Origin of the sequence: Pseudomonas sp. MM227, assembly GCF_947090715.1 — a bacterium.
Taxonomy (GTDB): Bacteria; Pseudomonadota; Gammaproteobacteria; order Pseudomonadales; family Pseudomonadaceae; genus Aquipseudomonas; species Aquipseudomonas baltica.
This window is the reverse complement of sequence record NZ_OX352319.1, coordinates 4,004,180-4,017,054: the sequence shown is the minus strand read 5'-3', so window position 1 is coordinate 4,017,054 and position 12,875 is coordinate 4,004,180. Positions and strand designations below refer to the sequence as shown.

General features: G+C 63.9%; 12 protein-coding genes. 4 read left to right on the top strand and 8 right to left on the bottom strand.

The annotated features are described in order from the left end of the window. Positions 1-6 precede the first annotated feature (6 nt). The 4 genes from ONG87_RS18285 to miaB all read right to left on the bottom strand — a co-directional run bounded on the left by ONG87_RS18285 (position 7) and on the right by miaB (position 3,897). Positions 7-846, bottom strand: coding sequence for an HlyC/CorC family transporter (locus tag ONG87_RS18285; protein ID WP_122475507.1), 840 nt, complete (start codon positions 844-846; stop codon positions 7-9). A 6-nt stretch (positions 847-852) separates the two neighbouring features. Further along, complete coding sequence (gene ybeY, locus ONG87_RS18280; RefSeq protein ID WP_185795146.1) at positions 853-1,353, bottom strand: rRNA maturation RNase YbeY; 501 nt, start codon at positions 1,351-1,353, stop codon at positions 853-855. Further along, positions 1,346-2,353, bottom strand: coding sequence for a PhoH family protein (locus tag ONG87_RS18275; RefSeq protein WP_264381801.1), 1,008 nt, complete (start codon positions 2,351-2,353; stop codon positions 1,346-1,348). Before ONG87_RS18275 ends, ybeY begins: the two co-directional genes overlap by 8 nt. Before the next feature lie 215 nt (positions 2,354-2,568). Further along, entirely contained in the window at positions 2,569-3,897 is a 1,329-nt protein-coding gene (gene miaB, locus ONG87_RS18270) for a tRNA (N6-isopentenyl adenosine(37)-C2)-methylthiotransferase MiaB (RefSeq protein WP_122475500.1), read from the bottom strand. Positions 3,898-4,030: 133 nt separating this feature from the next. Between miaB and ONG87_RS18265 the strand changes: the two genes are divergently transcribed. After that, a complete protein-coding gene (locus ONG87_RS18265; protein ID WP_043192686.1) occupies positions 4,031-4,357 on the top strand; it encodes a DUF1820 family protein in 327 nt (108 codons plus the stop codon). Positions 4,358-4,381: 24 nt separating this feature from the next. On the opposite strand, the gene ONG87_RS18260 is transcribed toward ONG87_RS18265, so the two are convergent. From ONG87_RS18260 to ONG87_RS18245, 4 genes are all read right to left on the bottom strand, one after another. Next, positions 4,382-4,933, bottom strand: a complete 552-nt coding sequence (locus ONG87_RS18260) for a tetratricopeptide repeat protein (RefSeq protein ID WP_185795148.1) — start codon at positions 4,931-4,933, stop codon at positions 4,382-4,384. A gap of 199 nt (positions 4,934-5,132) precedes the next feature. Then, entirely contained in the window at positions 5,133-6,416 is a 1,284-nt protein-coding gene (gene hemL / locus ONG87_RS18255; RefSeq protein WP_122715033.1) for a glutamate-1-semialdehyde 2,1-aminomutase, read from the bottom strand. Positions 6,417-6,433: 17 nt separating this feature from the next. Then, a complete protein-coding gene (thiE, locus tag ONG87_RS18250; RefSeq protein WP_122475493.1) occupies positions 6,434-7,060 on the bottom strand; it encodes a thiamine phosphate synthase in 627 nt (208 codons plus the stop codon). Positions 7,061-7,094: 34 nt separating this feature from the next. Continuing rightward, positions 7,095-7,892, bottom strand: a complete 798-nt coding sequence (locus ONG87_RS18245; protein ID WP_192175865.1) for a hydroxymethylpyrimidine/phosphomethylpyrimidine kinase — start codon at positions 7,890-7,892, stop codon at positions 7,095-7,097. Between the two features lie 152 nt (positions 7,893-8,044). On the opposite strand from ONG87_RS18245, the gene ONG87_RS18240 reads away from it, so the two are divergent. The 3 genes from ONG87_RS18240 (at position 8,045) to ONG87_RS18230 (ending at position 12,704) form a co-directional block, all read left to right on the top strand. Then, on the top strand, positions 8,045-10,468 hold the full coding sequence (locus ONG87_RS18240; protein ID WP_264381800.1) for a hybrid sensor histidine kinase/response regulator: 2,424 nt from the start codon (positions 8,045-8,047) through the stop codon (positions 10,466-10,468). An 81-nt stretch (positions 10,469-10,549) separates the two neighbouring features. Continuing rightward, positions 10,550-12,019 (top strand): AMP nucleosidase, encoded by a 1,470-nt coding sequence (amn, locus tag ONG87_RS18235; protein WP_122475488.1) that lies wholly within the window; start codon positions 10,550-10,552, stop codon positions 12,017-12,019. 118 nt (positions 12,020-12,137) lie between these two features. Then, complete coding sequence (locus tag ONG87_RS18230) at positions 12,138-12,704, top strand: pseudouridine synthase (RefSeq protein WP_163007396.1); 567 nt, start codon at positions 12,138-12,140, stop codon at positions 12,702-12,704. Positions 12,705-12,875: the final 171 nt, after the last annotated feature.

The window sequence follows — 12,875 nt, the reverse complement described above, 5'->3', positions numbered from 1 at the left end:
GAGGCCTCAGCGAGCGATTGGCGTAAGGCGCAGCAAATGGATGCGGCGGCTGTCGGCATTGAGGATGCGAAAGCGATAGGCACCGATCTCGGTCGTCTCGTTGCGCTTGGGCAGATGGCCGAAGGCACTCATCACCAGGCCGCCGACGGTGTCGAATTCGTCGTCCGAGAACTGGCTTTCGAAGAACTCGTTGAAGTTCTCGATCGGCGTCAGCGCCTTGATCAGGAAGTCACCGCTGGGCAGCGGCTTGATGTAGCTGTCTTCCTCGACGTCGTGCTCGTCCTCGATGTCGCCGACGATCTGTTCCAGCACGTCCTCGATGGTCACCAGACCCGCCACACCGCCGTATTCGTCGATGACGATGGCCATGTGATTGTGGTTGGCACGGAACTCGCGCAGCAGCACGTTCAGGCGCTTGGACTCGGGCACGAAGGTGGCTGGACGCAGCAGGTCCTTGATATTGAAGTTCGCGTGGTCGTTCTGCAGGATCAGCGGCAGCAAGTCCTTGGCCAGCAGCACGCCGATCACGTCGTCGTGATTCTCGCCGACCACCGGGTAGCGCGAGTGCGCAGCGTCGATGACCGCGGGCAGGAATTCCTGCAGCGTCTGGGTGGACTTGATGCTGATCAGCTGCGAGCGCGGCACCATGATGTCGCGCACTTGCAGGTCGGCGACCTGGATGGCGCCTTCCACGATGGTCAATGCTTCGCTGTCCAGGAGCTTGTTCTGGTGCGCTTCGCGCAGCAGTTCCAGCAGTTCCTGGCGGTTCTTGGGCTCATGGGCAAAAGCCTGGGTCAGTTTACCCAACCATGACTTCTGCCCGTTGCTCGATCGATCTTCGCTCATAGCCCTTTACTCGTGATCCTTGCCAATTGCTTTGGTGGGGGTGTCGTCGACGTGTTCGTCGGCGGCATAGGGGTCCGGATGACCCAATTGTGCAAGCAACTCTCGTTCCAGTGCTTCCATTTCCTCGGCCTCATCGTCGTCGATGTGGTCGTAGCCCAGCAGGTGCAGGCAGCCGTGCATCACCAGGTGCGCCCAGTGGGCGTCCAAGGCCTTGCCCTGTTCGGCGGCTTCGCGTTCCACCACCGGCACACAGATGACCAGGTCGCCCAGCAACGGGATGTCGAGCATCTCGTCCGGCACGTCCGCAGGGAATGAAAGCACGTTGGTTGCGTAATCTTTGTGACGATAGGTCAGATTCAGCTCGCGGCCTTCGGTTTCATCGACCAAGCGAATGGTCATCTCCGAATCGGCGCTGCGCTGGCGCAATGCCAGTTCGCACCAGCGGCGGAACTCGGCGTCGCTCGGGCCAGGCGCGGTGCTGGCCCGTTGCAGGTCAAGCTCAAGCATCGCGGCGTTTGTCCCCGGCCTCGTTGGCGGTGGCGGGCTGGGCGTCGAAGCGCTCGTAGGCCTCGACAATGCGCTGCACCAGCGGGTGACGGACGACGTCCTTGGGCTTGAAGTGGGTGAAGCTAATGCCCGGTACGTCCTTGAGCACTTCGATGACCTGGCTCAGGCCCGACTTGGTGCCCTTGGGCAGGTCGACCTGGGTGATGTCACCGGTGATCACCGCCGTGGAGCCGAAACCGATCCGGGTCAGGAACATTTTCATCTGTTCCACGGTGGTGTTCTGGCTTTCATCGAGGATGATGAAGCTGTTGTTCAAGGTGCGTCCGCGCATGTAGGCCAGCGGCGCGATCTCGATGACCTGTTTCTCGATCAGCTTGGCGACGTGTTCGAAGCCGAGCATTTCGTAGAGCGCATCGTAGAGCGGGCGCAGGTAGGGATCGATCTTCTGTGCCAGGTCGCCGGGCAGGAAGCCAAGCTTTTCGCCCGCTTCCACGGCAGGGCGCACCAGAAGAATGCGTCGGACCTGCTCGCGCTCGAGGGCATCGACGGCGGCGGCCACGGCCAGGTACGTCTTGCCAGTACCTGCCGGGCCGATCCCGAAGTTGATGTCGTTGCTCAGGATTTCCTTGACGTAGCGCTGCTGGTTCAAGCCGCGCGGCTTGATCATGCCCTTGCGAGTACGCAGCGCGACCGGGACTTCTCCGGACGCTGGATCGTCGAGTTCCTGGACCGCCGACTCCTGCAGAAACAGGTGGACCGTATCGGGGGACAGCTCGGTGGCCTTGGTTTCCCGGTACAGGCGGCGCAGCAGGTTTTCTGCTGAGCGCGTGTGTCGGGCGTCGCCGATCAGTTCGAACTGATTGCCACGGTTGCGGATTTCGATTTCCAGGCGCTGTTCGATCAAGCGCAGATGCTCGTCGAATTGCCCGCACAGGTTGGCGAAGCGGCGAGCCTCGAAAGGCTCGAGCAGGAAGCGATGTGGTTCGATAGGTGCGTTCAAGGTCGTATTCGGCCGCCCGACGGCAATTGAAATGAGTCCAAGGATAACCCCTGTCAGGGGCGGGGCGAAAGGGGTGGGCGGCGAATGGCCTTGGCCAGCGCCTGGCTGGCTGCCGGCGGTGCGGCTTTCGCGGCCACGGACCGCTCCTACAAGGATCGCGGTCACCCTGTAGGAGCGGTCATCGGCCGCGAACGTCGCGCCGCGGTGTGGATCTGTCAGGCCAGCAGTTCGCCGCGCAGCGAGTGCGGGCGGGCCTCGGCGATGTGGATGTCGACGAACTGGCCGATCAGCCGTGCATCCGAGCAGGTGAAGTTGACGATACGGTTGTTCTCGGTACGCCCCTGCAACTGGCCGGGATCCTTGCGCGAATAATCGGTGACCAGAATGCGCTGGGTAGTGCCCACCATCTGACGACTGATCTCGAAGCCCTGCTGGTTCAGCCGATGCTGCAGCGCATCCAGGCGCTGTTTCTTCACCGTCTCGGGCGTGTCGTCGGCCAGATCCGCCGCCGGCGTACCAGGCCGCTGGCTATAGATGAAGGAGTACGAGAAATCCATGCCCACATCGGTCACCAGTTTCAGGGTCTGCTCGAAGTCTTTCTCGGTTTCGCCGGGGAAACCGATGATGAAGTCCGAGCTGATACAGATGTCCGGTACCGCCGCCTTGAGCTTGCGCAGCTTGGATTTGTATTCCAGCACCGTGTGGCCGCGTTTCATGGCCGCCAGCACGCGGTCCGAGCCCGATTGCACCGGCAGGTGCAGGTGCTTCACCAACTGCGGCACTTCGGCATGGGCCAGGATCAGGCTGTCGGAAAACTCCAGTGGGTGCGAGGTGGTGTAGCGGATGCGCTCGATCCCGTCGATCTGTGCCACCACCCGGATCAGCTCGGCCAGGTCGGCCAGGCGACCGTCGTCGGTCTGGCCGCGGTAGCCGTTGACGTTCTGCCCCAGCAGGGTGACTTCGCGCACGCCGTTGTCCGCCAGGTGCATGACCTCGGCCAGGACATCGTCGAACGGTCGGCTGACTTCTTCGCCGCGGGTGTAGGGCACCACGCAGAACGTGCAGTATTTGCTGCAGCCTTCCATCACCGAGACGTAGGCGGTCGGGCCGTCGATGCGCGGTTCGGGCAGGTGGTCGAACTTCTCGATCTCGGGGAAGGAGATGTCCACCTGCGGCAAGCGGGTGATGCGCGCCGCGTCGATCATCTCGGGCAGGCGATGCAGGGTCTGCGGGCCGAACACCACGTCGACGTAGGGCGCGCGATCGCGGATGGCTGCGCCTTCCTGGCTGGCCACGCAGCCGCCGACCGCAATGACCATGTCCGGCTTGGCCAGCTTCAGTTCGCGCCAGCGGCCCAGTTGCGAATAGACGCGGTCCTGGGCGCGCTCGCGGATCGAGCAGGTATTGAGCAGGATCACGTCGGCGTCTTCTGCGCGTGCCGTGACTTCCAGGGCTTGATGTTCACCCAGCAGGTCGACCATGCGCGAGCTGTCGTACTCGTTCATCTGGCAACCGTGGGTTTCGATATAAAGCTTCTTGGCCATGGGGTGATCATCAAGTGGTTCAAAGAACCGCGCATTATAGTGCCCGTGGTCGGTGGTTCCTAGCATTGCCTGTCGGGCGGCTATGCTATAGTTTTCGCACTCTTTCAAGCTCACGACCTTATATCTGCCGACGATGACCAAACGCGAAGCTCCAATCTACAAAGTGATTTTCCTCAACCAGGGCCAGGTATTCGAGATGTACGCCAAGCAGATCTACCAGAGTGATCTGTGGGGGTTTCTGGAGGTCGAGGAATTCGTCTTTGGCGAGCGCACCACCGTGGTCGTCGACCCCAGCGAAGAAAAGCTCAAGGCTCAGTTCGAAGGCGTGACGCGCAGCTTCGTGCCCATGCACTCGATCGTGCGCATCGACGAAGTGGAGCGTCTGGGCACGCCGAAGATCAGCGAGGCACGCATGACCGGCAATGTCATGCCATTCCCGATGCCGATGCCCGACAAGTAGTCATCAGTCGGGCCGCTGCCAGGCTCAGGGCAGCGGGGCGAAAGGCGAGCGGCTGCCTTCGGCCGTCTGCAATTCGAGCAGGTACTTGCGGAAAATCTGCCCCAGCACCTGAGTGGCCACTTCGAGGTCTTCGCGGCGCATCTGCCCGGACACCTCGTCGGCGACGTCCAGTGCATCCTCGGCGCCATTGACCGCCGCCATCTTCAGCACGATATAGGCCTGGATGTTGTTGGCCGCCACGCCTTCGCCCTTGAAGAACATCGTGCCCAGGTGATACTGGGCCTCGGCATGGCCTTGCAGGGAGGCTTGTTCGAAGTAGCTGAGGGCCTGGTTCAAGTCGCGTTCGGTTCGAGTACCGTCGTAATAGAACTGACCGAGTTCGAATTGCGCCTGGGCGTCGCCGTCCTTTGCAGCCTGCTGACACGCAGTCAGCGCCGCGGGCAATGCCTGGGCAGAGGTATTGAGGGTGCAGCGACCCACCGCCGGAATCAACAACGAATTGCCGCCTGCGGTAGCCATTAGCGGCTGAAGAAGCAACAGGCAGCCCAATGCAAGGGCGCGGCCGGTGCGGTTCATGGGGATCGACTTACCTCTGCGAAATGCGGGCGGACCCGACGTCGAAACGTGGCGGGTGCTGCATTATGAAATAAGCGGGGGGGCTGTTACAAAGTCTTTACTCGTTTTTCTGCGATATCGCTCAGATGGCAAGACTTCACAGGCACGGCCAGCCGATCGTAGGAGCGGCCGCTGACCGCTCCTACGGGAGTGAAGGTGGTTATTTCAGCGCAGCAAACGCTTTTTCGGCAGCATCCAAGGTGATCGCCAGCTCGGCATCGCCGTGGGCGATGGACGTGAAGCCTGCCTCGAATGCACTTGGCGCCAGGTACACGCCGCCGTCGAGCATCAGGTGGAAGAAGCGCTTGAAGCGATCGGCGTCGCTGGTCATGACGTCTTCGAAGGTGACGATGTCATCGGCGCCGCTGAAGTACAGGCCGAACATGCCCCCGGCCTGAGTGGTGACGAACGGGATGCCCGCGGCGTCGGCACGCTGCTGCAGGCCGTCGAGCAGGCGTGCGGTGTAGTCGCTCAGCTCGTCATGGAAACCGGGGCGGCTGATCAGCTTCAGGGTGGTCAGGCCAGCGGCCATGGCCAGCGGGTTGCCCGACAACGTGCCGGCCTGATAGACCGGACCCAGCGGCGCAATGTGCGACATGATCTCGCGCTTGCCGCCGAAACAGCCGACGGGCATGCCACCACCGATGATCTTGCCGAAGGTGCTCAGGTCCGGCGTCACGCCATAGTAGGCCTGGGCACCACCGAGGGCCACGCGGAAACCGGTCATGACTTCGTCGAAGATCAGCACCACACCGTACTGGTCGCAGAGGCGACGCAGGCCTTCCAGAAAACCGGGCGCTGGCGGTACGCAGTTCATGTTGCCCGCCACCGGTTCGACGATGATGCACGCCACTTCATCGGCGACTTCGGCGAGCATCTGCTCTACTGCGGCAATGTCGTTGAACGGCAGGGTCAGGGTGTGTTTGGCGAACGCCGCCGGCACGCCGGGCGAGCTGGGCACGCCAAGGGTCAGGGCGCCGGAACCGGCCTTGACCAGCAGGCTGTCGGAATGACCGTGGTAGCAACCCTCGAACTTGATGATGCTGTCGCGCCCGGTGAAACCACGGGCCAGGCGAATGGCGCTCATGGTTGCCTCGGTCCCCGAGCTGACCATGCGCACCATTTCCATGGACGGCACGATCGCGCAGACCAGGTCTGCCATCTGCGTTTCCATTTCGGTGGGGGCGCCGTACGACAGACCATGTTCAAGCTGCTTGCGCACCGCATCGAGCACGTCCGGATGGCTGTGGCCGAGAATCATCGGACCCCATGAACCCACGTAGTCGACGTAGCGCTTGTCGTCTTCGTCGGTGACATAGGCGCCGGCGGCGTGCTTGAAGAACAGCGGCGTGCCGCCCACGCTCTTGAAGGCGCGCACGGGCGAGTTGACGCCCCCGGGGATGTGCTTCTGGGCGTTGGCGAACAGGGTTTCGGAACGGGACATAAATAAGCTCTCTTGCATCAGGCAGTTTCGAACAACGCGTTCAGCGCGCGGGCGCGGCGGGTGACTTCCTGGGCCGTGTCGGCGCCGAACAGCGCATGCACCACGGCCAGCAGGTTGGCACCCTGGGCCACCAGCGGGGCGGCGTTGTCCAGGGTGATGCCGCCAATGACGGCAATCGGCAATTTCAGTTCGGCACGCGCCTGCGCCAACAGTTCCAGGCTGGCAGGCGATGCGTCGGGCTTGGTCTGGGAGGCGAAGAAGCGTCCGAAGGCCACGTAGCTGGCCCCTTCGCGGGCGGCCTGGTGGGCCAGGTCGAGACGGTTGTGGCACGTGCTGCCGATGATCGCCCTGCGGCCAAGCAAGGCGCGTGCAGGCGTCAGCGGGCCATCGGTCTGCCCCAGGTGCACACCGACGTTGAGCCGCGCGGCCAACTCGGCGTCGTCGTTGATGATCAGGTGCGCCTTGTAGCGTTCGCACAGCTGGCGCAATTTCTCGGCTTCGCGCAGGCGCCGGGCGTCGTCGTTGCTCTTGTCACGGTATTGCAGCAGGGTAATGCCGCCGTCCAGTGCAGCCTCGACGTACTTGAGGAACTTGCCGGCCAACAGCTGGCTGTCGGTGATGGCATAGACGCCACGTAGGTTCATCGCTCGGTCCTGAGGCAGGGGGCAGGGGTTCGGCTCAAGAGCAGAAATCCAGGGGCAGGCGGCGCGGCACGAATTGCCCGTGGCCCAACTGCTCGGCGTCGCGCAGGGTGCGCCAGGTGTAGTCGAGCGCCGACTGCACCGCGCTTTCCAGGCCTTCGCCCAACGCCAGGCGGCCGGCCAGGGCGCTGGCCAGGGTGCAGCCGGAGCCATGGTAGCTGCCAGGCAGGCGCTGGCAGGTGAACGTGCGACGACTGCCGTCGCGGCTGTACAGGCGGTTGTGCACTTCGTGCTCGTCGCCATGGCCGCCGGTGATCAACAGGTGCTTGCAGAACGGCAGCAGCTTCTGTGCGCATTCATCGGCGCTGCCGTCGGGCAGGTCGGCGAGAATGCGCGCTTCGGGCAGGTTCGGCGTCGCGATGGTCGCCAGCGGCAGCAGCTGTTCGCGCATCGCGTAGCCGACCTCGTCCTTGCCCAGGCTGCCGCCACCACCGGCACGCAATACCGGGTCACAGACCATCGGCAGATGGGGGTGGGCGGACAACAGCTCGACCACGGTTGCGACCATGTCTACCGAACCGAGCATGCCCAGCTTGACGGCCGCCACCGGCGAGTCGCTGAGCACGGCATTGGCCTGGGCCAGGATCCACTCGCGGTCGAGCACGCGGAAATCGCTGACATTGACAGTGTTCTGCACGGTCAGCGCCGTGATCGTCGGCGCGGCATGGCAGCCCTGCGCGAGCAAGGCTTCGATATCTGCCTGCAGGCCGGCGCCGCCACTGGGGTCGTGGCCGGAGAGACAGAGGACAACGGGGCGGGAACTATAGATATTCATGGTGCGCGAGCTTATCACGGCGCACGCCGTTGTAGCAGGGCCGCAAGCGGCGGTGCGCGTGTCTGACGGTCTGCGTTGGCGACCGGCGTTCGCGCTTTGCAGGGGGGCTATGTATCATATTGACACTACGCTGCAACACTCCCGAAGGCACCATGCGCTATTTGCTTATCTTGATAATGGCCTGGCTGCCCATGCTGGCAGGTGCGGTCGACTTCGACGAGACCACCCGCAGCCTCGCCCTGGGCCGCACGATGCAGGTCTACGAAGATGTGTCGGGCGACGCCACCATCGAGCAGATCACCACCGACCTGGCCCCTGCCTTTCGTCAGCACCACAACGACGTGCTCAATGCCGGTTACTCGCAGTCCGTGTACTGGCTGCGCATCGATCTGCGCTATGTACCGCCCGCCGACGGATCGTCGCACAGCTGGTTGCTGGAGCTGGCCTATCCGCCCATGGACCATCTGGAACTGTTCTTGCCCGATGCCGCCGGCCAGTACCACTCGGTGCAGCGAACCGGCGATGCCTTGCCGTATGCCAGCCGCCAGATCAAACAGAACAACTACTTGTTCGAACTGCCGTTCCAGCCAGGTGAAGCGAAGACCGTGTATCTGCGCCTGCACAGCCAGGGCTCGGTGCAGGCGCCGGTCAGCCTGTGGTCGGCCAACGCGTACCTCGAGGCCCAACCTTCAAGGCTGTACGTGCTCGGGCTGATCTACGGCGTACTGCTGGGCATGCTGGTGTACAACCTGTTCATCTTCCTCAGCGTGCGTGATCGCAGCTACCTGTACTACATCGTCTATATCGCGTCGTTCGGCCTGTATCAGGTGTCAGTGAACGGTGCCGGGGTCGAGTATTTCTGGCCCGACAACCCATGGTGGGCCAACGCGGCCACGCCGTTCTTCATTGGCGCGGCCGGCTTCTTCGGTTGCCAGTTCTCGCGCAGCTTCCTGCAGACGGCGCGGCACAGTCGCTGGATGGATCGACTGCTGCTCGGCCTGATGGTCTACGGCGCGGTGGTCATGGTGCTGTCGCTGTCGACCAGCTACGCCCTGGCATTGCGCCTGGCCACGTTGCTGGCGCTGTGTTTCACCGTGGTGATCTTCTCCGCTGGCATCCTCGCCTGGCTGCGTGGCATGCGCCTGGCGCGTTACTTCATCATTGCCTGGAGCGCGTTCCTGCTGGGCGGCATCGTCAATACCCTGATGGTGCTGGGCTATCTGCCCAATGTGTTCATCACCATGTACGCCAGCCAGATCGGTTCGGCGCTGGAGGTCGGCCTGCTGTCGCTGGCCCTGGCCGACCGGATCAATGTGCTGCGCGATCAGCAGGCGCAGACCTTGAAGGAAGCCGGGCTGAAGCTTGAGCAGGCGAACCAGGAACTGGCGGCCAGCAACCGGCTCAAGGACGAATTTCTCGCCACTGTCACCCATGAGCTGCGCACCCCGATGAATGGCGTGATCGGCTCCCTGGAACTGATGCAGACCGTGCCCATGGGGCCGGAGCTGGCGCAGTACCAGCACACCGCGGCAGGTTCGGCGCGGCACATGATGCGCATGGTCGACGACATCCTGATCCTCACCGAGCTGCAGGCTGGGCGGCTCTATCCGCGCAACGAACCGTTCAGCCTGCAGGCGCTGCTGGACAGCATGCAGATGCAATTCAGCCGCCAGGCCCAGAGCAAGGGGCTGGCGTTCACCGTGGAGCGCGTAGCCGGTCTGCCCGACCGCCTGCAGGGCGATTCGCAGAAGCTTGCCCTGTGCCTGGGCTGCCTGATCGACAACGGCATCAAGTTCACCCGCGAAGGCAGTGTCAATGTGCGCGTCAGTGGCGGCGAGCCAGCAAGTGATCACCTGCAGATAACCTTCACGGTCAGCGACAGCGGCATCGGTTTCAGTCATCGCGACGAAGAGACCCTCTACCAACGCTTCTACCAGCTCGATGGCTCGGTGACCCGCGAGTACGGCGGATTGGGTATAGGCCTGGCGATCTGTCGGCAGCTGGCCGAACTGGTAGGCGGGCAGCTTCATCATCAGTCCGAGCCCGGACGCGGCAGCTGTTTCGAACTGAGCGTGCGCCTGGGGGTTGTCGAAGCGCATCCGGGCCGTGCCTTGAGCACCCGCGCCGGTGCCCTTGGCGCGCAGCGCGCTGCCCATGAATGCACGGTATTGCTGGTGGACGCCAACAGCGTCGACCAGTTGGTGGTGCGGGCCATGCTGCTCAAGCTCGGCTACCGCGTGCGCACCGCCGAGGACGGCGCTGGTGCGCTGGCCCTGCTGGCTCGCGAGCGTTTCGATGCCGTGCTCATCGAGCACAGCCCGCCCGCAGAGAGCGCTCTGCACACCACCCGCGAACTGCGCAGCGTGCCGGGGTGCGAGCGATTGCCGGTGCTGGCGATCACCGAACCCGGCCAGGCCCGGCGCGAGGCGTCCCTGGCTGCCGGGGTATCGATCTGCCTGGCGCGCCCGGTGCGCTTCGAAGAGCTTCAGGCGGTTTTGCACGGCTGCATCCTCAGCCATCCCAAGCCTGTGTCGCCACCGATTGCAGATGCGCCCCCCGGCGCTGCCCCGGCGTAACCAAGGCCGTCGCACCGGGGGTGCCTTTCGTCGGCATTGCAGGCAAGATGCAAGCCTGCCAGATCAGCCAGGACATGCCCCATGAGTAATGCTCCAGACTTCGTAGTTGTGCAAACTGCCGAACAAGCCGTGGATCGGTTGGCAGAACTGCACGAACGGGCCACTCGCGCCTTGAGCCAGGCGCTCAAGCGCTACCTCAAGGATCGCAGCGAGCCGGATGCGGCCGAGCGTGATCTGTTTCGCTACCCTGAACTGCGCCTGACCTACGCCTACGGCGGCGAACTGCCTGCCATCACCCGAGCCTACGCCAAGGTCAACCTGCCTGGCGTGTACTCGGTGACCGTGACCCAACCGGCCGCCTTCCGCGGTTATCTGCTGGACCAGTTGCGGCCGCTGATGCGCGACTTCGCGGTCACCATCGAAGTCGGCGTCAGCGAGCAGAACATCCCTTATCCCTATGTCGTCGACCAGGGCGACGAGTTGGCCGGCAGTGGCGTGACTGCTGCGGCACTGGCGCGGGTGTTCCCCAGCACCGACCTGTCTGCCGCCACCGACGGCATCGCCGACGGCCTGTACGACTGGGCCACTGCCGATCCGCTGCCGTTGGCGCTGTTCGACGCCGCGCGGGTGGATTTCTCCCTGCGTCGCCTGATCCACTACACCGGCAGCGACTGGAAGCACGTGCAGCCGTGGATCCTGCTGACCAACTACCACCGCTACGTCGACCAGTTCGTCACCCACGGCCTGGAACAGCTGCGCAACGACCCGCGCTTCGTGCGCCTGGTGATGCCCGGCAATGTGATCATCGAAAAGAGCATGGACAACGGTGAGGCCCAGGCGCTGGTGGCCAGCGTGGTATGGCACCGCTATCAGATGCCGGCGTATCACCTGATTGCCGAGGACGGCGACGGCGTGACCCTGGTGAATATCGGCGTCGGCCCTTCGAACGCCAAGAACATCACCGACCACCTGGCCGTGCTGCGTCCGCATTGCTGGCTGATGATCGGCCACTGCGGTGGCCTGCGACAGTCGCAGACCATCGGCGACTATGTGCTGGCCCACGCCTACATGCGCCAGGACGGTATTCTCGATCGGGTCCTGCCACCGAACATTCCCATTCCGGCCCTGGCCGAAGTGCAGCTGGCGTTGCAGGAAGCGGCGGCGCAGGTCACCGGCGAGCGTGGCGACGACCTCAAGAAGCGCCTGCGCACCGGCACCGTGCTGACCTACGATGACCGCAACTGGGAACTGCGCTGGGCCCAGGAGCGACCGCTGATCAACCTGTCGCGCGCCGTGGCGGTGGACATGGAAAGCGGCACCATTGCCGCCCAGGGTTATCGCCTGCGGGTGCCGTACGGCACTCTGCTGTGCGTGTCGGACAAGCCCTTGCACAGTGAGATCAAACTGCCGGGCTCGGCCAACGCGTTCTACAACCGCGCGGTCAGCCAGCATCTCAACATCGGCATCACGGCCTTGAACCTGCTGCGCAACCAGCTCAATTCGCTGCACTCACGCAAGCTGCGCAGCTTCGACGAGCCGCCGTTCCGCTGACAGGTTTGCCGTGGCTGGCAAGGGCCTCTAGCATGAGCGCCCTTGCCAGCCCGAAAGCCGCTTCGTCATGCCTCTTCCTCCTCGCTCCAACAAACGTCCACCCGCCAGCGGCCGCCGTGTGGCCAAGGCCCCGCCGGCCCAGCCGCGGCTGCTGCTGTTCAACAAACCGTTCGATGTGCTGACCCAGTTCAGCGACGGTGAAGGGCGGGCGACGCTGAAGGATTTCATCGACATTGCCGGGGTCTATCCGGCCGGTCGCCTGGACCGTGACAGCGAGGGGCTGCTGTTGCTGACCAACGACGGCCAGTTGCAGGCGCGCATTGCCGACCCGAAGCACAAGCTGGCCAAGACCTATTGGGTGCAGGTGGAAGGCGTACCCGACGAAGACCAGTTGCAGCGTCTGCGCACCGGGGTCGAGCTCAACGATGGCATGACTCTGCCGGCGCAAGCGCGGCTGCTGGACGAGCCGGACCTGTGGCCGCGCGATCCGCCGGTGCGCTTTCGCAAGAGCGTGCCGACGCATTGGCTGGAGCTGGTGATCAAGGAGGGGCGCAACCGTCAGGTGCGGCGCATGACGGCGGCAGTGGGCCTGCCGACCTTGCGCCTGGTGCGGGTGCGCATCGGTGACTGGAGCCTCGAGGGCCTGGGGCAGGGCGAGTGGCGCGAGGTGCCGGCCAGTCTCTAGCCGGCCTGTCCCTCTGTGGGAGCGGGTTCTACCCGCGAAGGTGTTTCAGGGCTGTAAGCCAGCCTGCACCCCTGTGGGAGCGGGTTCTACCCGCGAAGGTGTTTCAGGTCTGTAGCCGGCCTGCACCCCTGTGGGAGCGGGTTCTACCCGCGAAGGAGCTTCAAGTCTGGC

Bases quoted from the DNA above. Each gene is read 5' to 3' on its own strand.
- ONG87_RS18285 (WP_122475507.1), bottom strand. From the start codon at position 846: ATGAGCGAAGATCGATCGAGCAACGGGCAGAAGTCATGGTTGGGTAAA.
- ybeY (WP_185795146.1), bottom strand. From the start codon at position 1,353: ATGCTTGAGCTTGACCTGCAACGGGCCAGCACCGCGCCTGGCCCGAGC.
- miaB (WP_122475500.1), bottom strand. From the start codon at position 3,897: ATGGCCAAGAAGCTTTATATCGAAACCCACGGTTGCCAGATGAACGAG.
- ONG87_RS18265 (WP_043192686.1), top strand. From the start codon at position 4,031: ATGACCAAACGCGAAGCTCCAATCTACAAAGTGATTTTCCTCAACCAG.
- ONG87_RS18260 (WP_185795148.1), bottom strand. From the start codon at position 4,933: ATGAACCGCACCGGCCGCGCCCTTGCATTGGGCTGCCTGTTGCTTCTT.
- hemL (WP_122715033.1), bottom strand. From the start codon at position 6,416: ATGTCCCGTTCCGAAACCCTGTTCGCCAACGCCCAGAAGCACATCCCC.
- thiE (WP_122475493.1), bottom strand. From the start codon at position 7,060: ATGAACCTACGTGGCGTCTATGCCATCACCGACAGCCAGCTGTTGGCC.
- ONG87_RS18245 (WP_192175865.1), bottom strand. From the start codon at position 7,892: ATGAATATCTATAGTTCCCGCCCCGTTGTCCTCTGTCTCTCCGGCCAC.
- ONG87_RS18240 (WP_264381800.1), top strand. From the start codon at position 8,045: ATGCGCTATTTGCTTATCTTGATAATGGCCTGGCTGCCCATGCTGGCA.
- amn (WP_122475488.1), top strand. From the start codon at position 10,550: ATGAGTAATGCTCCAGACTTCGTAGTTGTGCAAACTGCCGAACAAGCC.